The sequence below is a fragment of the Bacillus halotolerans genome, assembly GCF_004006435.1.
In the GTDB taxonomy this organism is placed as follows: Bacteria; Bacillota; Bacilli; order Bacillales; family Bacillaceae; genus Bacillus; species Bacillus halotolerans.
Genome location: NZ_CP029364.1, coordinates 3,218,911 through 3,239,518, shown reverse-complemented (window position 1 = coordinate 3,239,518; position 20,608 = coordinate 3,218,911). Strand labels below are relative to the sequence as shown.

Annotated in this window: 20 protein-coding genes; 6 read left to right on the top strand and 14 right to left on the bottom strand. The window is 45.5% G+C overall.

Annotated elements, in window-relative coordinates; genetic code table 11:
- Positions 1–23 precede the first annotated feature (23 nt).
- Positions 24–470: a YtoQ family protein gene (locus DIC78_RS16640; RefSeq protein ID WP_024122523.1), complete on the top strand. Its 447-nt coding sequence runs from the start codon at positions 24–26 to the stop codon at positions 468–470.
- 57 nt (positions 471–527) lie between these two features.
- On the opposite strand, the gene DIC78_RS16635 is transcribed toward DIC78_RS16640, so the two are convergent.
- Positions 528–1,601, bottom strand: a complete 1,074-nt coding sequence (locus DIC78_RS16635; RefSeq protein ID WP_127696644.1) for a M42 family metallopeptidase — start codon at positions 1,599–1,601, stop codon at positions 528–530.
- A gap of 157 nt (positions 1,602–1,758) precedes the next feature.
- Between DIC78_RS16635 and DIC78_RS16630 the strand changes: the two genes are divergently transcribed.
- Entirely contained in the window at positions 1,759–2,076 is a 318-nt protein-coding gene (locus DIC78_RS16630; RefSeq protein ID WP_010331516.1) for a PepSY domain-containing protein, read from the top strand.
- Positions 2,077–2,130: 54 nt separating this feature from the next.
- On the opposite strand, the gene DIC78_RS16625 is transcribed toward DIC78_RS16630, so the two are convergent.
- The 3 genes from DIC78_RS16625 to trmB all read right to left on the bottom strand — a co-directional run bounded on the left by DIC78_RS16625 (position 2,131) and on the right by trmB (position 5,471).
- Positions 2,131–3,831, bottom strand: a complete 1,701-nt coding sequence (locus DIC78_RS16625) for an NAD-dependent malic enzyme (protein WP_127696643.1) — start codon at positions 3,829–3,831, stop codon at positions 2,131–2,133.
- 82 nt (positions 3,832–3,913) lie between these two features.
- Positions 3,914–4,759 carry a YtnP family quorum-quenching lactonase gene (locus DIC78_RS16620; protein WP_167492251.1) on the bottom strand — a complete coding sequence of 282 codons (846 nt, stop codon included), beginning with the start codon at positions 4,757–4,759 and terminating at the stop codon, positions 3,914–3,916.
- A gap of 70 nt (positions 4,760–4,829) precedes the next feature.
- Positions 4,830–5,471, bottom strand: a complete 642-nt coding sequence (gene trmB, locus DIC78_RS16615; protein ID WP_038954257.1) for a tRNA (guanosine(46)-N7)-methyltransferase TrmB — start codon at positions 5,469–5,471, stop codon at positions 4,830–4,832.
- A gap of 208 nt (positions 5,472–5,679) precedes the next feature.
- On the opposite strand from trmB, the gene DIC78_RS16610 reads away from it, so the two are divergent.
- Positions 5,680–5,958, top strand: a complete 279-nt coding sequence (locus tag DIC78_RS16610) for a YtzH-like family protein (RefSeq protein WP_024122528.1) — start codon at positions 5,680–5,682, stop codon at positions 5,956–5,958.
- Between the two features lie 3 nt (positions 5,959–5,961).
- On the opposite strand, the gene DIC78_RS16605 is transcribed toward DIC78_RS16610, so the two are convergent.
- The 5 genes from DIC78_RS16605 to thpR form a co-directional block, all read right to left on the bottom strand.
- Positions 5,962–6,756: a phosphotransferase family protein gene (locus DIC78_RS16605; protein WP_038954258.1), complete on the bottom strand. Its 795-nt coding sequence runs from the start codon at positions 6,754–6,756 to the stop codon at positions 5,962–5,964.
- 181 nt (positions 6,757–6,937) lie between these two features.
- A complete protein-coding gene (gene pulA / locus DIC78_RS16600; protein WP_127696642.1) occupies positions 6,938–9,094 on the bottom strand; it encodes a type I pullulanase in 2,157 nt (718 codons plus the stop codon).
- Between the two features lie 25 nt (positions 9,095–9,119).
- The gene (locus DIC78_RS16595) at positions 9,120–10,049 is read right to left on the bottom strand and encodes a YegS/Rv2252/BmrU family lipid kinase (RefSeq protein ID WP_106020275.1); all 930 of its coding nucleotides are present in this window, start codon (positions 10,047–10,049) and stop codon (positions 9,120–9,122) included.
- Positions 10,050–10,097: 48 nt separating this feature from the next.
- Positions 10,098–11,012 carry a hypothetical protein gene (locus DIC78_RS16590; protein ID WP_101860109.1) on the bottom strand — a complete coding sequence of 305 codons (915 nt, stop codon included), beginning with the start codon at positions 11,010–11,012 and terminating at the stop codon, positions 10,098–10,100.
- Between the two features lie 23 nt (positions 11,013–11,035).
- Positions 11,036–11,587, bottom strand: coding sequence for an RNA 2',3'-cyclic phosphodiesterase (gene thpR, locus DIC78_RS16585; RefSeq protein WP_127696641.1), 552 nt, complete (start codon positions 11,585–11,587; stop codon positions 11,036–11,038).
- A 148-nt stretch (positions 11,588–11,735) separates the two neighbouring features.
- Between thpR and cysK the strand changes: the two genes are divergently transcribed.
- Positions 11,736–12,671 (top strand): cysteine synthase A, encoded by a 936-nt coding sequence (gene cysK / locus DIC78_RS16580; RefSeq protein ID WP_029441392.1) that lies wholly within the window; start codon positions 11,736–11,738, stop codon positions 12,669–12,671.
- Positions 12,672–12,704: 33 nt separating this feature from the next.
- Here the strand turns inward: cysK and pepV are convergent, their stop codons facing one another.
- Complete coding sequence (gene pepV / locus DIC78_RS16575) at positions 12,705–14,096, bottom strand: dipeptidase PepV (protein WP_127696640.1); 1,392 nt, start codon at positions 14,094–14,096, stop codon at positions 12,705–12,707.
- A 96-nt stretch (positions 14,097–14,192) separates the two neighbouring features.
- Here pepV and DIC78_RS16570 point away from each other — a divergent pair, with 96 nt between their 5' ends.
- On the top strand, positions 14,193–15,491 hold the full coding sequence (locus tag DIC78_RS16570) for an NCS2 family permease (protein WP_127696639.1): 1,299 nt from the start codon (positions 14,193–14,195) through the stop codon (positions 15,489–15,491).
- A gap of 35 nt (positions 15,492–15,526) precedes the next feature.
- Here DIC78_RS16570 and DIC78_RS16565 read toward each other — a convergent pair whose 3' ends face one another.
- Together DIC78_RS16565 and DIC78_RS16560 are read right to left on the bottom strand one after the other, a co-directional pair.
- Entirely contained in the window at positions 15,527–16,684 is a 1,158-nt protein-coding gene (locus DIC78_RS16565) for an ABC transporter permease (RefSeq protein WP_127696638.1), read from the bottom strand.
- On the bottom strand, positions 16,681–17,391 hold the full coding sequence (locus DIC78_RS16560; RefSeq protein ID WP_127696637.1) for an ABC transporter ATP-binding protein: 711 nt from the start codon (positions 17,389–17,391) through the stop codon (positions 16,681–16,683). Before DIC78_RS16560 ends, DIC78_RS16565 begins: the two co-directional genes overlap by 4 nt.
- A 288-nt stretch (positions 17,392–17,679) precedes the next feature.
- On the opposite strand from DIC78_RS16560, the gene DIC78_RS16555 reads away from it, so the two are divergent.
- Positions 17,680–17,901: a DeoR family transcriptional regulator gene (locus DIC78_RS16555; protein ID WP_003152337.1), complete on the top strand. Its 222-nt coding sequence runs from the start codon at positions 17,680–17,682 to the stop codon at positions 17,899–17,901.
- Between the two features lie 123 nt (positions 17,902–18,024).
- On the opposite strand, the gene DIC78_RS16550 is transcribed toward DIC78_RS16555, so the two are convergent.
- Both DIC78_RS16550 and murJ read right to left on the bottom strand, forming a co-directional pair.
- Entirely contained in the window at positions 18,025–18,744 is a 720-nt protein-coding gene (locus DIC78_RS16550) for a pseudouridine synthase (protein WP_127696636.1), read from the bottom strand.
- A 65-nt stretch (positions 18,745–18,809) separates the two neighbouring features.
- A complete protein-coding gene (gene murJ / locus DIC78_RS16545) occupies positions 18,810–20,447 on the bottom strand; it encodes a lipid II flippase MurJ (RefSeq protein WP_024122540.1) in 1,638 nt (545 codons plus the stop codon).
- Positions 20,448–20,608: the final 161 nt, after the last annotated feature.

Genomic DNA, 20,608 nt, shown 5'->3' with positions numbered 1-20,608 from the left:
TCATACATAAGGAGGGATCCAGTTTGGAGTTTATCGTCTATTTAGCCGGAGAAATCCACAGCAATTGGCGGGAGGAAATAAAGGAGAAAACGAAGTCACTGAAGCTGCCGATTACGTTTGTCGGCCCGATGGAGCATCACGACCGTTCAGACAATATCGGAGAAGAAATCATGGGCGCTCAGCCAAACGCAGTCTATAAGGACGACAAGGCTTCTGATATCAATAACTTCAGAACTGCCGTCTTGATGAATAAAGCCGACTTTGTAATCGCCTTGTTTGGCGAAAAGTATAAACAATGGAACACAGCAATGGATGCTTCCTATGCCATCGCAAAAGGCAAACCCCTGATCATCATTCGTCCTGAATCGCTACACCACCCATTAAAAGAGCTTTCAAACAAAGCGAATATGACTGTTGAAACGGTGAACCAAGCCATTAAAGCACTTTCCTATGTATTTGAAACAAAATAAGAAAAAAGCTTGTCGACATGGCTTACAGCCTTGCTCAACAAGCTTTTTCTCCAGGTTTTACATATTTTCTTTAATTGCTTCAACTGTCTGCTTGTCACAGGCAGTTACGAGCTTTATCAGCATTTCTTTAGCCGCAGCGTAATCATCAATATGGATAATAGACGCATTTGTATGAATGTAGCGGGAGCAGATCCCGATAACTGCTGACGGAACGCCGCTGTTTGAAATATGCACTCTGCCTGCATCTGTTCCGCCGCCCGAAACAAAGTATTGATATGGAATCTGATGTGTTTCAGCCATATCCAGAACAAATTTTCTCATTCCGCGGTGCATGACTGTTGTTCTGTCAAGAATGCGGAGCAAAAAGCCCTTTCCAAGCTGCCCAAACTGCTGTTTATCGCCGCTCATGTCGTTTGCCGGACTGGCGTCAAGCGCGAAGAACAAATCCGGTTTGATCATATGAGACGCTGTCTGTGCGCCTCTTAAGCCGACTTCTTCCTGAACGGTTGCGCCAGCGTAAAGCGTATTCGGCAGTTCTTTACCTTGCAATTCCTTCAGCAATTCAATGCTCAATCCGCAGCCGTACCGGTTATCCCACGCTTTTGATAATATTTTCTTTTCATTCGCCATAATGGTAAACGGGCATACAGGGACAATTTGCTGGCCCGGTTTAATACCGATTTTGATAGCGTCTTCCTTATCATCCGCTCCGATATCAATCATCATGTTTTTGATATCCATCGGACGGTTTCGCTGAGCATCTGTTAACAGATGCGGCGGTATGCTTGAAATAACTCCCGGAACCGGGCCGTTATCTGTTTGAATTTCCACTCTTTGTGCCAGCAGCACCTGACTCCACCAGCCGCCGAGCGTTTGGAACCTCAGTAATCCGTTATCTGTAATGGATGTCACCATAAATCCGACTTCATCCATATGTCCAGCCACCATGATTTTCGGCGCGTCCTCTCCGCCTTTTCTGACTCCGAAAACACTTCCCAGTCTGTCCTGAACGATATCATCGGCATATTTGGCAAGCTCCTGCTTCATAAACGCACGGACCTGATGCTCATTGCCCGGCGCTCCGGGAAGCTGCGTCAGTGTTTGGAAAAGCGCTTTCGTTTCTTGATTCATGTTTTCCCCTCATTTCTATGTAGTTCTTTTATTTTATTAGAAAAAATTCTGTTTTCCAAGCACTCTGATTGAATCTGCTCAATGAGCCGCGTATCGCTTAACAGGATTTGGCGGTTTCTGTATAATGGAAGTATGATCAATCAGGAGGTGCTTTATTTTGAAATTGCGTCATCTTCTTTTAGGAGCAGGACTTGGAATTTGTACGGCTGTTGTTGTGAAGCAATATGTGATGAAGCCTTATATTTCTTCAGAAAGAGCGCTTCGTATCGTAAAATCCGCTTTTAAACAGCGGGGGCCGATTGATGGATCATGGATCTACACCCAGCCGGAGCCCTACAATGTGAATGGAGAAACCGTGCAGGTGTACAAGACCGGTGTTACACGGTCAGCTTTCGGAGAACTAGAGCAATATGAAGTGATGGTGGATGCGAAAACGGGGAGAATTGTAGATGTCATCGATACAATCGCGTCTTAACACCGGACAAGCGTAAAATAGGAGCCGCTGCCCATGCAGCGGCTCTTTTTTATATTATATCGCGCGAATTGGTTTGTATACCGGATACCACATCGCGTCCTGCACAGCCTGAATGATATCCTCAGGCTCTTCAGTGGCCACGCCTTCCTTAATGGCGGTTTTAGCGACTTCAACTGCAACCGTTGCCGATACAGTCCGTAAATCCTCCACCTTCGGAAGCATCGGCGCGCCAGGCATGCCGACATTGACCATACTTGCGATCGCGCGGGCACATGCTTCAAACATGCCATCGGTGATTAATTTTGATTTGGTGACAATCGTTCCAAGCCCGAGACCAGGGAAAACAAGCGCGTTGTTTGCTTGGCCAATATGGTACGTTACACCGTTATATTCCACTGGCGGGAACGGGCTTCCTGTCGTGATCAGCGCACGGCCTTCTGTCCATTGGATTAAATCCTCCGGTTTTGCTTCAGAAAGAGTTGTCGGATTCGACATCGGCAAAATTGCCGGACGTTTTACGTGTGACGCCATTTCTTTGACAATTTCTTCAGTAAAGGCACCGGAAACCGTAGATGTTCCGATCAGGATCGTCGGTTTCGCCTGCCGGACCACTTCAAGGAGATCAATGCCCCCTCCTTCTCCGTTACGCTGATAATCCTTCACTTCATCAGCCGAACGGGCATAAGGCTTTTGGAAATCGAGAAGCTGATCCATATCATCTGTTAACAGCCCGTTTCGGTCTATGCACCAGAATCGCTGGTACGATTCTTCCTCACTCAGCCCTTCGCGCACCAATGCTTCCCGCAGCTGTTCAGCAATTCCGATTCCTGCCGTCCCCGCTCCGAATATCACGACTCTGTGATCCTTCAGCGGGACTTTTGATGCTTTTGCACAGGATAAAACTGCCGCCAGTGAAACAGCGCCTGTGCCTTGTATATCATCATTAAACGTACATATTTTATCTTTATAGCGTTTCAAGATGCTGCGTGCATTTTTCGCTCCGAAATCCTCCCAGTGGAGCAATGCATTCGGGAATGTCTCTCTTGCAAGTGAGACATATTCATCAATAAATTGGTCATAGCGTTCACCGCGCACTCTGGAATGCTGATTGCCGACATAAAGCGGATCGTTCAAGAGGCTCTCTTGATTTGTGCCCGCATCCAAAACGACAGCCAGCACTCTGCTCGGATCAATTCCGGCAGCGGCCGTGTATACCGCAAGCTTGCCAATTGATATTGCGATACCGCCGACTCCCCAGTCTCCGATTCCTAAAATCCCTTCAGCATCGGTTGCGACAATTAAATCGATGGCATCACTTTTGTCTTTAAACTGTTTAAATGCCTCTCTCATGCCTTCCGGGTCATCGATGGACAGATAGAGCCCTCTCGGCTTCCTGTATTCATGGCTGTATCTCTGAATGGCCGTACCTACTGTCGGCGTGTATACAATCGGGAGCATTTCCCCTAAGTGGTCATTTAACAAACGGTAAAACAGCGTTTCATTTCGATCGTGCAGCGCTGTCAAATAAACGTTTTTACTTAAATCATCAGGCTGTGAGGAAAACTGTTCGTACGCTCTTTTGGCCTGTTCATCAATGGTCAATACCTTCGGCGGCAAAAAGCCATTCAATCCGAGCGCTTTTCTTTCCTCTGTTGTAAAAGCTACTCCTTTGTTCAAAAAAGGAACAGAGAGTACTTCAAGGCCTCTTAATGTTGTCTGAATTTCTCCTTCGTTCGTTACTTCAAATTGTTTCACCCTGCCTCTTCCTTTCTGAGCATAATTAGTACTAGGTTTGCTTTATTAGCCGGAAATCATGCAGGGTAAACATGAAAATATGCTATTGTTTCTTTCGTTTGAGTGATTCTGTCATTCTTTCGTCCCCGTCCCATTTTAGTGCGCGATATACGGCATCATGATAAAAAATAAACCATGCGTCTTTTTCCGCTGCATACGCCTGCCACTTTTGCTTTTGCGGTATAGAGGTCATCGGATAATCATCATAAGCCAGCACCCATAATGGATTGCGGTGGGCGTGTGTCGGCATCAAATCCGCCATATGTACCGCGGTTTCACCCGCATCCTCACATACAAGAACACAGTGGCCGTCACTGTGGCCCCCGGTATGATGCAGTGTAACCCCCTCTGTTATCGTGCAAGTGTCTTCAAAGGTCTTCACTTGGCCGGCAACCGCCTCCCAGTTTTCTTTCCAGTAGGTATTTTTCGATCTGATATTCGGATGGCGCATTTCATTCCATTCAACAGATGAAGTATAAATAACGGCATTTGGAAAAACTGGCACCAGTTTATCTCCTTCGTATTCCGTCAATCCGCACGCATGGTCAAAATGAAGGTGTGTCATGGCGATCACGTGGATATCTTCAACCGTTAACCCGAGCGCTGCTAATGATGTTTTCACATTGGATTCTTGGGTCACACCGTAGTTTCTTTTTTGTTTCTCAGTCAGCTTTCCGGACCCGATACCGGCATCGACGATCACGTTCAACCCGTCTTTTTGAATAAGAATTGGATCTGTCCTTAGTTCAATCTGGTTTTTTTCATTGACTGGGTATTTTTTTGACCATAACGGCTTTGGAACAACACCGAACATGGCTCCTCCGTCCATGTGAGTCACCCCTCCGTCAAGCCAAGTTAACGTCGTGTTTCCAATTTTCATCGTTTCCATTTTCATCCCCCCTGTCATCATCGTAGCAAACAGCGCATAAAAAAAACAGACTCCTGTGTCAGAGTCTGTTTTACGCTCTCCATTCAACTTCAGCCCGATAGATCGGCTGGCCGAGTGCTGAGAATTTTTCTTCATATTCTGTCATGATGTTATCTTCCATATCGCTGTTATGCAGATCAAGACTGACATATGTCAGCAGCAGACCGTATTCCGAGAAGCTTTTCAGCGAGTACTCAAACAGGCCGCGGTTGTCTGTTTTAAAATGAATCGCTCCGCCTTTCCCCATCACTTCTTCATATTTCTTGAGAAAATGGGAATACGTCAGACGGCGTTTTTCGTGGCGGTTTTTCGGCCAAGGATCTGAAAAGTTCAAGTACACCCGTTTGACTTCACCCGGCTCAAACACGTCTGTCAGCGTGTCCGCGTCTATATTCAAAAGCTTTACATTCGGCACTTCGCTATCCTTTACTTTCTGGACAGCTGTCACAATTACGCTTTTAAATAACTCAATACCAATATAATTAATGTCAGGATTTTGTTTGGCCATCCCGGAAATAAATTGCCCTTTTCCTGTACCGACCTCGATATGGATCGGATTGCTGTTGCCAAACACTGTATTCCATTTCCCTTTATAATCAGCAGGATTGCTGATGGCAATATCTGCGTTTTCAGCCAAAAAGTCATCAGCCCAAGGCTTGTGGCGCATTCTCATATGATTGACACCTCTATCTATTATTTCGACTAACAACATACCATGAATTAAAAAGACCCGCAAGCTTGTTTTTGAAGGTGTGCCTTTTTAGAGCAGATCACATAAAAAAAGAGGTTCCCATCTGTCGGAACACTCGTGTCTCATGCATAAAACCATACTGTTTTGAACAATTTAACCCGTAAGATACTGAAGGGATGTGTACCGTTTTATGGGTTTAAATTACGAGAATCAAGTTGATCTATTGAAGGACATTTTGACTGACCATCAATTAGACTGCTGCGGAACCGTCGCAGAGTACGAACAGCTTGAACGTGTGATTAAATCGCTGATGGCAAACACCGAGCTCGATTCACACTTAAAAAACGTGCTGGAAGATGTGTACCGATACAGCCAATCAGGAATATCATCCAAATCTATCGACTCACACATACAAGAGCATCAGAGCAGCTTGTCTCAATGGGTAGAGGAAATGGATTCGTATTCCTGATTATTAAACAATTCGCTTCATCAGCATATGCAGTTCTTCCATTGCATCATGGAATTCTTTATCGTTTCCTTTGGATTTATGCCAGGCAATGAAAGTGATTGTTTCAGATAGCACATACCATGCCATTCTTAACCGAAGGCCGTCCGTTAACTCAATACCGTACATGCCCAGCCAGCTCTCCCAAGCTGGCTTTTCGACGTAGTGGTACAGCAATGGCCCCAGATCCATCGCCGGATCAGCGATCATGGCGCCGTCCCAGTCAATTAAATACAGCTGGTTGTCTTCAGACAATAACCAGTTATTATGATTGACATCACAATGGCAAACGACTTTCTCACCGAAATGCACTTCATGCAGATGATCCTCTAAATACTTAATCCCTTCTTGAATCAGCGGCGAAGATTGCTGCACAGCAAATACAGCCTGTTTAAGCTGAGACAGCAGAGTCCCTGGATTCAGCGGTTCCTTTCCAAGTCTCTTCAGCATGTCCAGCAAGGCTTTTGATGTGTGTATTTTACGAAGCAATTCAGCAACGGACCGTCCGCTCATGTCTTTCGGCTTCAGCTCTCTGCCGGTCATCCAGTGCTGGGCCGTTATGACGTCCCCATTCTCCATCCGTTTTGTCCAAACCAGCTTAGGAACAATGCCTTCGGCGGATAAAACAGCTAAAAAAGGTGAGCTATTACGTTTTAAAAAAAGCTGCTGCCCGTTATGTTTCGCATAATATGCATCTCCTGTAGCTCCTCCGGCGGGGAAGATCTCCCAATCGCTACCTAGTAATTGTCCCAACCAGTTCATATCAATGTTCAACCCATCATTTCTTAAAATATTTTAGAATAAAGGCCTATTCGTCTTCAGTCTATCCAGCGAATGCCTTTTTCGTACGAATCGTATGAAAAATAAAAAAGACAGCTATTGAGAGTCTCATATGCTAATCAATAGCCGTCTTTTAAATTTTAGCGCTATAGCACAAACTTCGTCAAGCAAAACTCGTAAGATCTCGTGCTAAATATAAGATAACCGTTCCGATGCCGTTTACAGCAACCGCTTTCTTGATTTCTCCAGGCTCAGCACGAAACCCGTCAGTATCACATAGAAGGCGGTAAGCCTTATCTTTCGGCAGCTGCCATGTAACAGAATCGGGGCTGGCATGATGGATCACAATGATTTCTTCCCATTCGTCGATTGCACCGAGGTTAAACAGCCGGTATACAATAAGGTGCTCTTTGAGAGCCAGACATTCAAGGCAGCGCTGAATATCGGCTGATGACGTAAGCCGGAATGCCGGATGCGCTTTTCTGAGCGAAATCAGCCTGCGGACATAGTCAACATCCTGCTTGAATGTTTCACGCCGCGACCAGTCCAGCTGGTTGATGCTGTCACTGGATTGATAGCTGTTTTCCACCCCCTGCTTCGTCCGGAAAAATTCCTGTCCGCTGTGAATAAACGGCACTCCCTGGGCCAGCAGAATGATTGCAGACGCCAGCTTTTGCCTGCTTCTTTTTCGGCTCTCACTTTCTTGAGGAAGCGCGAGGCTCATTTTATCCCAAAATGTGTGGTTGTCATGCGACTCGACATAATTGATGGACTGGCTCGGCGCAGACACAAGCGGGGCTGTCTCTTTCCATCCGGAAGATCCGGCAATCCCGTGCATGACTGTTTCCGTTTTTTCGCCGTTCCCAAGGGCAAAACCCGCCGCCGCGATATGAAAGGTATTCCCTTTAACAGCGTCACGAAACGAATCATTAAAAAAACCGACGCCCGGCATTTTCGATGCATTCGCCAATGTCGCTTTCTGTTCAGGCGGCAGCGGTGTTGCCAAATCCCAGCCTTCCCCAAAGAGAAGGATTCCGGACTTTACCTCAGATGCTTTTTCTTTCATATGAAGAACCGTTTCAATATCTAAAATGCCGAGCAGATCAAAGCGGAAGCCGTCGACATCGTATTCCTTTAGCCAATACATGACGCAATCCGTAATGAATTTCCTTGCCATCCGCCTTTCTGAGGCGATGTCATTCCCTACGCCGGTGCCATTCGAAGGCATTCCGAATTGATCATGCCGGAAGAAATAACCGGGCACCGTTTTTTCAAAGGGCGAGTGCTCTCTTTGGTATACATGGTTATAAACAACATCCAGAATGACACGCAGGCCATGCTGATGCAGGGTGTGAATCATTTGTTTTACTTCTGTGTTTCTTGTCTGAGGGTCGTGAGGATTGGAGGAATAGCTTCCCTCCGGGGCGAAAAAATGAAGCGGATTATAGCCCCAATTGTAGGCGGCAAGCGGGTTTTCTTCATCAACTCCGGCATAATCGTTTAGCGGTAAAAGCTCTATATGCGTAACGCCAAGCTCTTTTAAATAAGAAAGTCCTGTAGAACTGCCATTTTTCGTTTTGGTGTCCGTTTCAGCAAGCGCCGCATATTTCCCTTTGTTCTTCGTACCGCTGTTTTCATGAATGGAGAAGTCTCGGATGTGCATCTCATAAATAATGGCTTCAACGGGGTCTGAAAATGGTGTAAGCGAAGGAGCCGAATTTGCTTGATCAGGGCGCAGCACGACACCCTTCTCTCCGTTGACCGTCACAGCTTTTGCATACGGATCAACCGTTTCTGTCCATTCTAAATTGTTGCAAATCCGGTACACATACTCATAACCGTGCAGATCTCCAGCCACTGTAACGGCGTATACTCCATTTTCCATTCTTGTCATTTGGAACGTGTCCCCGCTTTTTTCGGGATGTGACAGCTTGACGGCAGCTGACGTCGCAGCAGGCGCCCATACCTTAAATTCAGTATAATCCGAAGCGTAAACAGCTCCGAGCTCTCCGTCATAATAAAATGCAGCATCAAACGCATCCGTCCTGACAACCGCCCCGATTTGGAGATCCGTTTTTCCGCCGCCAGATGCTTTGACATGATGCGTTTTTCCGAAAGCCACCGGCTGTTCAGCTACACATACATACTTGTATTTCCCTTCTATTTGCCATTCCTGACTGACTGTCAGAGGAATTTCCGCTGTATCTGTCTCAAGCTGAAAAGGCGGCGTAAAGGTATCTTTTTGATCAGCAGGAATCAGAACCGTAATGATATTCATTTCATCGGCATACGCTTCAAAGCTCCGTTGGATACTGACCATCAGAATCTCTCTCCTCCAAAAACGTTTATGTTTTGATCCGTAAGGGTGAGGGACTCGATGCCAGACGGAATGGGGTTGTACCCATGATTTCTCCGTCAGCATGGAATGGAATTTTGTCCTTCGTGTAAAACGTAATGTCTTTCGCTTTAAACATCGTCACGCCGTCCATTTTGGTGTGTTTTCCAAATGTCATCAAGCATAAAAACCAATACTTTTTCAAAAACGGCAGATTCTCAACAATGATGATATCAAATGCCTGTTCGCGCGGATTCGCAAGCGGGGCTGCCCTCATGCCGCCTCCATAAAACGGATGATTGGAGACGACCGCAAACCAGACATGATGAAATTCCTGTGTCTCTCCTTCAATTGTACAGGCCAACGAAAACGGCTTAAAGGTAGCCGACGCGTACAAATGGGAAAGCGGATAGACAACAAAGCGGAGGCGCAGAAACTGGACCGCCCGTTTTAATGGAAATTCCATCGCCTTCTTATTGACATATGCGTCAAAGCCGATTCCGATATGATTCAAAAAATAAAGAACCTGCGATTTATCCTGAAGCAAATTAATGCTTCCTAAATGAAACGTTCGCGTTAACGGACGCTTCAGCTTTCTGATTTCCTGAATCAGATCTATTTTCTTAATGGAGAATCCTCTGGAAAAATCATTGTACGCGCCAGCCGGCACAAAACTCAGTTCGATATCGTCAACATCTTTCAGCCCGTTGACGACTTCGTGCATCGTTCCGTCTCCGCCGATAACGATCAGGCGTTTCAGCTTATGTTCCTGAATCGTTGAAATCTGCCGGGCGAGAACCTCGGCGTGTCCCGGATGTTCAGTTAAAAATGAGCGGTGCTCAATCTTTCGTTTCAGTAATTCCTTTTGTATCGACTTCCAAACACGCAGGCCTTTTCGATGCCCTGCTGCCGGATTAATAATAAAAAACCATTGGCTCATCTTTCTCACCTGCTTATGTTATGAGAAAACCGCTCAAATCGTTCTGCTTTACTCCAGCCACTCCTGTCTGCGATAGGAGTCTGACAGGCAATAAGACAACAAAGCTTTTGCAGCCTTTAATTGATGATGTTTTATCGGAGCAGTGTTTTTCTTCTGCCTCTCCATCCAATCCGCCAAGCCCCGTTTGTCCACTATTTCCAGACCGTACGGCGGTTCGGGGTAATCAATGTATGACGTTCTGCTCAGGAGTAATTTCGATACTGGAATATCAGCGCCTTTTTCCTTTACGATCTTCGACACCACAGATCCCGTCCGAAACAGACTCAACGCCGGATTTAATACCGATTCAGTCTGAGAGCCTGTTTTCTTCTCCCAAAAACGATGTTTAGATCCTATGTACACACTGTCTTCCTCTGCCTCTATAAAAGAAACGCAAAAAATGTCAAGAGGTGAAATGATCACTATGCTTAATTCTACTGCCGCCTGCTGAATTTTGAGCACAGGCTTATACATAATAAAATAAGAATCAGGAAGCTGCTGGGCCAGAAAATGCAAAATGCGGTCCTGCTTCACCTGGTTTGACAGATTTGACATCTCGGAAAGAGTAGAGCTTGCCCATTTGAGCTGAAATTCATATAAATGTCTTTTATAAAAGGAAGCAAGCGCCATCCTGCTCTTCGGCAGCCTTACGTTCAGATCGTCTTCTTCCTCAAACCATTGGTGTCTCTCTTCTTGTATATCGGCTTCTATCTCTTCTTTTCTTCTTTTCAATGAAAATTTTTTTCGTTTCTGCACCGGTTCCGGCTGTTCAGCACTGGCTTGTCTTTCTTCATGCTGGCGCTCCGCTGCTTCTAATAATGAAATCCAGCGCTCTTTTTTCAGCCGTATAAACTGATTCATATAATGGTACGGATCAAGTTCATATCTCGATATATAATCATGTATTTTGATGATTTGTGCCATTTTGTTTCTCCACTCCGCATGAATTAAGTTAAATAAAATTTGTATTTTTCCTCATATTTTGGTGATTGATTTAAGTGTGTCTGAAAAAGTGAAAATCGTTCAATAGCCGTTGAAACCTCACCGCTTTTAAACGGGACCTGCGCCGGAAATCCCTTTTGGCCTGTCCATTTTCTTGCCAGCGTCATATGGGGATGATACGCTCTCTTTTCCACTTTAAAGCCTGCTTGAAGAACAGCTTGTTTTGTATGCTCCCGCAGTGTTTCGAGCGCCGTATTCTTCTTCGGCTCCAAATGTAACACGCGCGGCTGCCTGCGGTCTCCGAACACATCTATTTTGTCAAACTCAATTGTAAACGGATTGGCATCAACAGCTATCTCGGCAAGCGAGCTTTCAAGCTGCTTGATTTGCGCTTCGTCCGCCGCACCGAGAAAAATTAACGTGATATGGTAGTCAAGCGGGTGCACCCATTTTTGAAACGTGAGCGCCGGCTCGCTTTTCGCAGCCTGGTAAATCGGATTTGCAATTTCCGGCGGAATGGGCACGCCGATGAAATAATGAGGCCGGATATCTGACATCCGTCTGACACTCCCTTCTTTGACTGCTATTATTTTATCAATAAAGAGGCTGCGCGAATAGAGGAACCGCATATGAAAACACTCTCGCGCAACCGTTTATTATGTTAGGATATTATATGACACTTGTTTTATTCAGAAAGGAATGACAATGTTGAAAATCGTTGAAAACACTTCTGATCTTATAGGAGATACACCGCTTGTGAGATTGAATCGGCTTCAGCCGGAAAACGCAGCACAAGTCTATTTAAAACTTGAATTTTTCAATCCAAGCGGCAGTGTGAAAGACAGAGCCGCTTACAATATGATCATAGAAGCAGAACAAAACGGCTTACTCAAGCCTGGCTCAGTTATCATTGAGCCGACCAGCGGAAATACCGGAATCGGACTCGCCATGAATGCGGCGGCCCGCGGCTATAAAGCGATTTTAGTAATGCCGGATACAATGACGAAGGAGCGGATCAACCTCCTCAAAGCCTATGGTGCAGAGGTTGTGTTAACTCCCGGATCGGAAAGAATGCCCGGCAGCATTAAAAAAGCAAAAGAGCTTGCCGAACAAATTCCGAACAGCTTCATTCCGATGCAGTTTGATAATACCGCAAATCCTGACGCGCATCGAAAAACAACTGCTCTGGAAATTGCCCGGGCAATAAAAGAAATCGGAAAACCGCTAGGCGCTTTTGTAGCTTCTTCCGGTACTGGCGGGACCATTACAGGAACCGGTGAAGCGCTAAAAGAACTTTTCCCGGATATTTTGGTTCATGTTGTCGAGCCTGCGGGGTCTCCGGTATTATCAGGCGGAAAACCGGGTGCGCATAAGCTGGTTGGGACAAGCCCAGGCTTCATTCCTCCAGTTTTAAATCAAGATGTATATGATGAAATTATCAAAATCACTGATGAGGATGCTTATACGACAACCAGACGCCTTGCTGCGGAGGAAGGAATTCTCGTCGGGCCTTCTTCAGGCGCTGCCTGCTTCGCGGCGATTGAAGCCGCCAAACGTCTCTCTCCTGATCAAGTCGTTGTCTGTATGACAGCTGATACCGGAGAACGTTATTTATCAACTGATTTATGGTCATTTGTGTAAAAAAAGGACTGGCTTCAGAAGAAGCCGGTCCTTTTATTTTGCAAGTTCATAGATGGCCTGCGCATATAAAGCAGTCGCTCTGAGGAGATCATCAATTTCAATATATTCATCCTTTTGGTGCGCACTATCGGGACGTCCGGGGAACAGCGGTCCGAATGCGACGCCGGCTTTCAAAGATCTTGCATACGTTCCCCCGCCGATTGAAATTAAATCAGCTTTTTTGCCCAATTGGCCTTCATATACCTTTTGCAGCGTTTTGACTAGCGGATGGTCTGCTGATACATGATGGGGCTTGCTGTCTTTAAATTCTCCAAGCTCAAATTCGCTTGCGCTTTCAAATGCATCGCGGATCATTTTGCTTTCCGCTGTTACAGGATAGCGGATATTGATTCCGAGCTCGCCTCCTTGCCCTTCTGTATAGCGCAGTGTTCCGACATTTAATGTCAGCTCTCCGCTAATGTCATCCTCACAGGCGATATTCAGTTTCTTTCCTCTTGTATCATCTGAGAATTTATCTGTCACAACTTGAACAAAACGTTGTCCTGCTTCATCCAGCTCAGTTTGGCTCAAAAATTCTGCCAGTTTGATGCCGGCATTCACTCCATTGTTCGGTTCCATCGCATGGCAGGAAAGTCCGTGCATGCGCAATATCAGCTGACCGTTCTCAATCTCAGCTGCACCTTTTTGATCCGTCGCGCGGAGCATGTCTTGAAATGAGGCAAGAACCTCTTCTATATTTGATCCTTCGAGAACGGCTTCCGCAGCGTCTGGCACCATGTTTAAGCGAAGACCTGATGTAAACGAGGCAAGAACTGTTTCTGAAGCGGCTTTATTTGTATGGTGCGGGATGAGCAGTGAAGCATCAATAATCCCTTTTTCCGCGTTAATAATCGGGAAGTCAGCATCTGGCGCAAAACCGAGAGTCGGCATTTCTTCGTGCTTGAAATAATGCTCCACACATCTCCAATCACTTTCTTCATCTGTTCCGATAATGATTCTGACACGTTTAGAAAGCGGCAGATTCATGTCTTTGACGATTTTCAGCGCGTAGAACGCCGCCATCGTCGGACCTTTGTCGTCAATGGCGCCCCTTGCATAAATCCGTCCGTTTCGGATGTCCGCTGAAAACGGATCACTTGTCCAGCCGTCTCCGGGCGGTACAACATCAACATGGCAAAGAATGCCGACAATGTCTTCACCCTCGCCCCATTCGATATGACCGGCGAACCCGTCAAGATTTTTTACGGAAAATCCTTCTTTTTCTCCAAGCTCAAGCAAAGAGGTCAAGCTGGCATTTACCCCTTCTCCGAATGGTTTGCCGGGCCCGGCTGTTGTTTCGTCCATTACACTGTTGATTCTCAAGAATTCCTGCGTATCGCGAATCAAATCATCTTTTTTTCTGATCACTTCGACTTCCCAGTTCATAATGATCCCCTTTCTGCAATAAATCACTTGCAAAAACTAAATAAAACGAATAATATTAATGGTGTTTTGTTAAAACGTTCGTAATTGGAGGTTACTATGTTTCATCTAAAAGAGCAGCAAACATCGATTAAACAAGAAATCATAGCTGGATTGACGACCTTTTTCACAATGGTCTATATTGTAGTGGTGAATCCGGTCATTTTAGCGAATGCCGGAGTTCCTTTTGACCAGGTCTTTACCGCAACGATTATCGCCTCCATTGTCGGAACGCTGTGGATGGCCCTGGCTGCAAATTATCCGATTGCCATTGCGCCCGGCATGGGCTTAAACGCTTACTTAGCTTATCACGTTGTAGGCGCAAGCGGCGGCGGCATCACCTACGCAACAGCTTTCAGCGCAGTATTCACAGCAGGGGTTCTCTTCATTATTCTATCGTTAACGCCTTTAAGAAAACAACTGATAGAAGCGATTCCAAACAATTTAAAATACGGGATCACCACAGGGATCGGGCTTTTTATTGCGTTTATCGGTTTACGGCAGGCGGGAATTATTACGGCTGATAAATCAAATCTGGTCACACTCGGCAACCTTCATTCGCCAGCGGTTATCTTGACGCTGATCGGCTTATTGATCAGTGTGATCCTGATGGTGCTGAATGTAGGCGGAGCGTTATTTATCGGAATGGCAGCTACCGCTTTGATCGCTTTTTTTACCGGCCAGCTGCATTTCCCTAAAGGCTTTATGTCTTTTCCGCATTTGCCTGAGGGATTGATTATTTCAAATCCGTTCTCCGCTTTTGGCGATGTGATCCATCACGGCCTGTACGCTGTCGTCTTTTCATTTCTGCTGGTAACGATTTTTGATACGACCGGTACGATGATCGGTGTGGCCGAGCAAGCCGGATTGATGAAAAACAACAAGCTCCCGAACGCGCGTAAAGCGCTGCTTGCTGATTCAACGGCGACCACAGTCGGTGCTGTATTCGGAACAAGTCCGACAACCGCGTTTGTCGAGTCTTCAGCTGGCGTCGCAGCTGGGGGAAGAACAGGTCTTACGTCTTTAACTGTCGCGGTATTGTTTACAGCATCGATGTTTTTCAGTCCGCTTGTCAGCGCCTTATCCGGCATATCCGCCATCACTTCTCCGGCTTTGATTATTGTCGGCAGCCTGATGATGGGCTCGGTGTCGAATATTAACTGGAAGGAGATGGACGAGGCATTTCCGGCATTTCTCGTTGTTCTGACCATGCCTCTTACATCAAGCATTTCCACAGGAATTGCGCTTGGCTTTATTTCGTATCCGATTGTGAAAGCAGCACGGGGAAAATGGAGAGACATTCATCCTCTCGTCCTCGTATTTGCCGTTCTGTTTTTCATCCAGCTATTTATTCTATAACATACAGAAAACCCAAACGGCATCCGTTTGGGTTTTTATTTCACCAAAAAAGAGATAGCAGCCGCCAAAAAGCAGCAGGCAACACAAGCATAGTGCAGCGTGTTCACACAGCTTTTTCTGGCCCGGTAATATTCATCACTTTCCTTATCAGCCCCAATTAAGATCGGCGCATCCATCACTTTGTCAAAAATAAGCGAAAGCACATAACGGCAAACACCTGTATAAACCAGCAGCGCAATCACCTTAAGAAAGATCGGGGAAACGACTGTTAAAACCGTAAAAGCCGACAAAAGCATATACAAGTGCCTCGCATACTCCCCATTCCTCAGCATGACTTTAAAAAACAATTCTTTATAAATTGTATACATTGTCCGTTTCTTAAATATCCTTTTTGAATTCCGGAATAATAGTGGTTTTCTCCTCATCCTGTCCTTTACTCTCGGCATTCTCACATCTTGGCTCGTCATCATTACAAGACCTGCAAGAGTGAGCCTGATTTTTTTCTCCTCAAGCACCTCTGCCTCAAAAGCCGAAAATGAAGCCGTCTTTTTCAAACTGCGTATGAAAGCAAAAATAAAAAACAAAACACCGGCAAGCGAGAGCAAGTGCCACTCAGTAAAGGTAATCATGAGAAAAGAACACGCCAAAAGCACAGCCTTGAGAAAATAGTCTGCAATCTGTCTCCAAATAGATCTTGGTTTTCTGACCCTGTCCTGCTTCAAGGATAAAAAGAGCGTATGAAGACCGAATGCATAGATCAATAGAGCAGCGCTTTCTGGAATCGTGACGCGAACAGAATCAATGATAAAGGGAAGAAAAAGAAAAAAGAGCAACAGCCATTTGGCGAACGTGAACAATAAAGAATACACCAATGCGTATTGTTTCATCTGGCGAATGATCGCTTTCTTTTGCAGCAAAAACACCTGGTCCGCTTCCAGTAAAAAAGTATGGATGGAGCCTGTGCAAACAATCAGTATACCGACAGCGTATAACCATCTCCATTCGACTCTCTCAGACCACTCGTAAAGAAGGCCGTTTCCATTCGTCCACTCCACATACTGATAAATCACAAAAGCAAGCGCCGGCAGGACAATGTAGAGCGCAACCGTCCAATCAATGACAGCATGCAGCACCTTAAACTGATATCGGTAAAAATCCAGCCACCTTCGAAAAAAGAGAGACCGTCCGTTCATACTTTTTCTCCTTGAATCGCCGTATAAAAACAGTCAAGCAATGACTGCCCGTCTAATCCTGTTTGCTCTTGAATATCTTTTAACGTTCCCTGAAGAAACAAAGAACCTTTATCAATCATGTAAAACCGGTCGCAGATTTTTTCCGCGGTATCAAGTACGTGTGTGCACATGAGAATGCCGGCTCCTCTATCTTTCTCAGCCTTCAGCATGTCCACAAAGCGTTTTGTCGATATCGGGTCAAGGCCGATAAACGGTTCATCAATCACATACATATCAGGCTTAGAAAGAAAGGCCTGAATCAGCATCAGCTTTTGCTGCATGCCCTTCGAAAACGTCACCGGCAGCTCATGCATGACATGATCAAGCGAAAATGTTTCAAGAAGACTTTGGGCCCGGTATTCGAATTCACTCTGACCAATGCCGTGCAAAGTGCTGATCAGGTCGAGATGCTCCCACAGCGTTAATTCCTCATAAAAGAACGGGTGCTCCGGAATATAAGCAAACGAGCAATCATTCCAAGCGATAGTCCCTTTAAAGTCTTGCGAGAGGCCGAGTATCGCCTTGATGGCAGTACTTTTTCCAGCGCCGTTCGCTCCAATCAACCCGACAAGCTCCCCTTCTCTGACTTCCAATAAAACATCGGTGAGCACTTTTTTTCGGCTTGTATACCCTGCTTGCTCTATCGATGCTTCCAACAACATTCTCAATCTCACTCCCCCCCCCAAATCACATACGAATCAGAATAAAAAAAGTTTCTTTATCCATAATAATATTGTGGTGAAATACATAGTAATCCAACAAGGATGGCGGCCAAACTCAAATTGGAAAAAATTTATCATACTTATTCCTAGATTCACCGCTGCGAAATCGTGTATAATGAAGGCGAATTATTTAAATATTACAGATGTCTGCCTTAGTTGCTATTTCGTACGCAGTTGATAGTCGTGAGTTGTGGTTAGTCAAGTCCATCCGATCTTATGATAGGGAGTGGTTTTTTGAAACCTTCAACAAACCGTATGCTAACTCGAATCAAATCAGTTTACATGTTTATTCAAGAGAAAGGCCTTGTGACAACACAGGAACTGGTTGACGAATTCGGCATTACACCTAGAACGATTCAAAGAGACTTAAATGTGTTAGCATATAATGATCTTGTTCATAGTCCAAGCCGTGGCAAATGGGAGACAACGAGAAAGAAAGTAAAGATTACCTCATAACATTAAAAATTACATAGGGCCGCCCTGTGAGCGGCCTGATAGATACAGGGCGAGAAACGTTCTTAGCCTTGTTTTTGTGTGCTTATATAATAAAAAATCCCGCATGTGTGATGCGGGATTTTTTCATGCTTGCGGCTCGTTCAGCCTTTCAAGTTCTTCTTCTGTAAGCTCACGGTATTCTCCCGGCTCCAGAGCAGGATCCAAGGATACGCGTCCCATTGAGAGCCGCTTCAGATAAATGACTTCATTGCCGACAGCATTTGCCATCTGTTTGACTTGATGATATTTCCCTTCTGTTATCGTCAGGTATATCACGGTTTGCCCTTTATCGTTTGCCTTTATTTCTGCTTGTGCCGGCTTTGTTTTGTAGCCGCCTTCAATAAATACCCCAGTCTCTAAGCTGTTGATGTCTTCTGGCGAAATTTGCGACTTTAAGTGGACCTCATACATTTTCGGAACATGCTTTTTCGGCGATAGCAGCCGGTGAGCGAGCTGACCGTCATTTGTCAGCAGCAGAAATCCTTCTGTATCCTTATCAAGCCGGCCGGCAGGAAACGGCTCGAATCTAAGTTCATCCGGCGTCAGCAAATCGACCACTGTCTTTTGCCGGCTGTCCTCAGTCGCTGACAGCACGCCCTGCGGTTTATTCATCATGATATAAATAAACTCGCGGTAATCAATCGGCTCGCCATAAACGGTCACCTCCTGCGCATCAGGGTCCACGTGCGCTTTAACATCTTTTGCCGGCTTTCCGTCGACCATGACGGCTCCCGCTTTCACAATCGATTTAACCTCTTTTCTCGAACCATACCCGCTGTTGGCAAGCAGTTTATCTAGTCTCATGCCAATCTCTCCTTCCTATAAAAGAAAGCCCGCATCAAGCGAGCCCTCTGTTTCAACATATTCTGTTAATCAGCAGCATGTCTGCCTTTCTTTAAGAACCCCGGTAAACGGCGGCCGAATATTTTCTGTAAAAACCCTAAACGATAAGCGCAATACAGGTAGACAGCTCCGCCGACCACAGCGGCAATCAGCACGACGATCGCAGCATGCAGCTGGCCATCCTCGTAGGAGATGAAAAAGCTTAACACCCACTGGACGATTTTAACGGCTATCGCCATCACTGCTGACAAGAGCAGCATCAGAACGCCCCGTTTCACTAATATTTTATACGAATAGCCGGCATGCCGTTTGATCATGATAAATCCGTATATAAGTGAAGCTGTATACCCGAGTGCCGTAGCTAAAATAGCTCCGTCAGCCTGCATCAGCTTAATCAGCGGGACATTCAGCACAAGTTTGATCACGACACCGATCACAAGACTGGCAACCGCAAATTTTTGCTTATTGATGCCCTGCAATATGGCGGCGTTGACAGTAAACAAAGAGAACAAGATCGCAACTGGCGAATACCAAAACAGGATGTCTTTCCCCAATTCAGGATGAAGGCTCTCTGATCCGTAAAAGAACGTGTACACAGGGCCTGCTAATACCGATATACCGACAACAGCCGGAATAATTAAAAACAGGATCGTCTGCATCGACTGGTTGATCTGCTGATTTAACAGCTTGTAGTTTCTGCTTGTAAACGATTCTGTGATCGTCGGAATTAAGGTCAGTCCGAATGCCGTCGCAAGAGAAACCGGGATCATCACGAGCTTCTGCACGTAAAGTGTCAGAATGGCCATCATATCCTGACTGATAGCTTGATGCCCCGCTTCAATCATGGCTTTGTTAAACGTATTTGTATCAATATAGTTATACAAAGGGATAGCTAGTCCGACAAACACGTAGGGAGCGGCATAGCTGAAGAGCTCGAAAAACATTTTCTTGTAGCTTAAATCTGCTGTCGGCCCCGTATTAGGCATCATCGCCAGCAGATTGCCTTTTCGTTTGTTCCAATAAATATACAATACGATCAGCCCGCCGAAGGCACCGATCAGAGCTGCAAAGGTTGCATAACCGACAGCGATCACAAGGCCGCCGTTTAAGACTTTCAAAATCAAGAAGGTCGCACTCAATAAAAAGATGATGCGGACAATCTGCTCAACAACTTGAGAGACAGCCGTCGGCCCCATCATTTGGTGACCTTGGAAAAATCCGCGCACAAGACTCATAATCGGCACGACTAAAAGCGCTAAGCTGACCATGCGGATGACATATACGACATGATCAATCGTCAAACCGTTATTATCTTTGCCCCCAAGCGATATTTCCGCAAAAAACGGAGCAGATAAATATAGTATGAAAAAGGCAATCATTCCCGTTACAAGCATAACCGACATGCCCGCCTTCAGCATTTTTCTGCTTGTTTCATAATCCCCTTTGGAATTATATTTGGAAACAAATTTAGAAACGGCGGCTGGAAAGCCCATTGTGGCAATGTTCAAAAATAAAGTGTATTGATTGTATCCGTATTGAAATAACGCACCGCCTGTCGCTCCGACCATGATGCTGAAAGGAATTAAATAAACCATTCCCAGTATCCGTGAAATATATGTACCGAGCGTTAACACAAACGTGCCTCTTAACAGTTTGCTTGACATGTTTCTTCATCACCATTTTCTACGAAGATTCAACTTTTCTATTTTAACACAACTGGGCATATAGACGGTAATAAATACAAAAGCAATCTCAGGAACAATGCAAGTTTGCGGCAAAATACGTTTAAGCAGAACCTGTCTTTCGCTATAATAGTACTGCGGAC

Excerpts from the sequence above, each read along its gene's own strand:
- DIC78_RS16635 (WP_127696644.1), bottom strand. The coding sequence starts at position 1,601 with ATGAATCAAGAAACGAAAGCGCTTTTCCAAACACTGACGCAGCTTCCC.
- DIC78_RS16620 (WP_167492251.1), bottom strand. The coding sequence starts at position 4,759 with ATGGAAACGATGAAAATTGGAAACACGACGTTAACTTGGCTTGACGGA.
- trmB (WP_038954257.1), bottom strand. The coding sequence starts at position 5,471 with ATGAGAATGCGCCACAAGCCTTGGGCTGATGACTTTTTGGCTGAAAAC.
- DIC78_RS16610 (WP_024122528.1), top strand. The coding sequence starts at position 5,680 with ATGGGTTTAAATTACGAGAATCAAGTTGATCTATTGAAGGACATTTTG.
- DIC78_RS16605 (WP_038954258.1), bottom strand. The coding sequence starts at position 6,756 with ATGAACTGGTTGGGACAATTACTAGGTAGCGATTGGGAGATCTTCCCC.
- pulA (WP_127696642.1), bottom strand. The coding sequence starts at position 9,094 with ATGGTCAGTATCCAACGGAGCTTTGAAGCGTATGCCGATGAAATGAAT.
- DIC78_RS16595 (WP_106020275.1), bottom strand. The coding sequence starts at position 10,049 with ATGAGCCAATGGTTTTTTATTATTAATCCGGCAGCAGGGCATCGAAAA.
- DIC78_RS16590 (WP_101860109.1), bottom strand. The coding sequence starts at position 11,012 with ATGGCACAAATCATCAAAATACATGATTATATATCGAGATATGAACTT.
- thpR (WP_127696641.1), bottom strand. The coding sequence starts at position 11,587 with ATGTCAGATATCCGGCCTCATTATTTCATCGGCGTGCCCATTCCGCCG.
- cysK (WP_029441392.1), top strand. The coding sequence starts at position 11,736 with ATGTTGAAAATCGTTGAAAACACTTCTGATCTTATAGGAGATACACCG.
- pepV (WP_127696640.1), bottom strand. The coding sequence starts at position 14,096 with ATGAACTGGGAAGTCGAAGTGATCAGAAAAAAAGATGATTTGATTCGC.
- DIC78_RS16570 (WP_127696639.1), top strand. The coding sequence starts at position 14,193 with ATGTTTCATCTAAAAGAGCAGCAAACATCGATTAAACAAGAAATCATA.
- DIC78_RS16565 (WP_127696638.1), bottom strand. The coding sequence starts at position 16,684 with ATGAACGGACGGTCTCTCTTTTTTCGAAGGTGGCTGGATTTTTACCGA.
- DIC78_RS16550 (WP_127696636.1), bottom strand. The coding sequence starts at position 18,744 with ATGAGACTAGATAAACTGCTTGCCAACAGCGGGTATGGTTCGAGAAAA.
- murJ (WP_024122540.1), bottom strand. The coding sequence starts at position 20,447 with ATGTCAAGCAAACTGTTAAGAGGCACGTTTGTGTTAACGCTCGGTACA.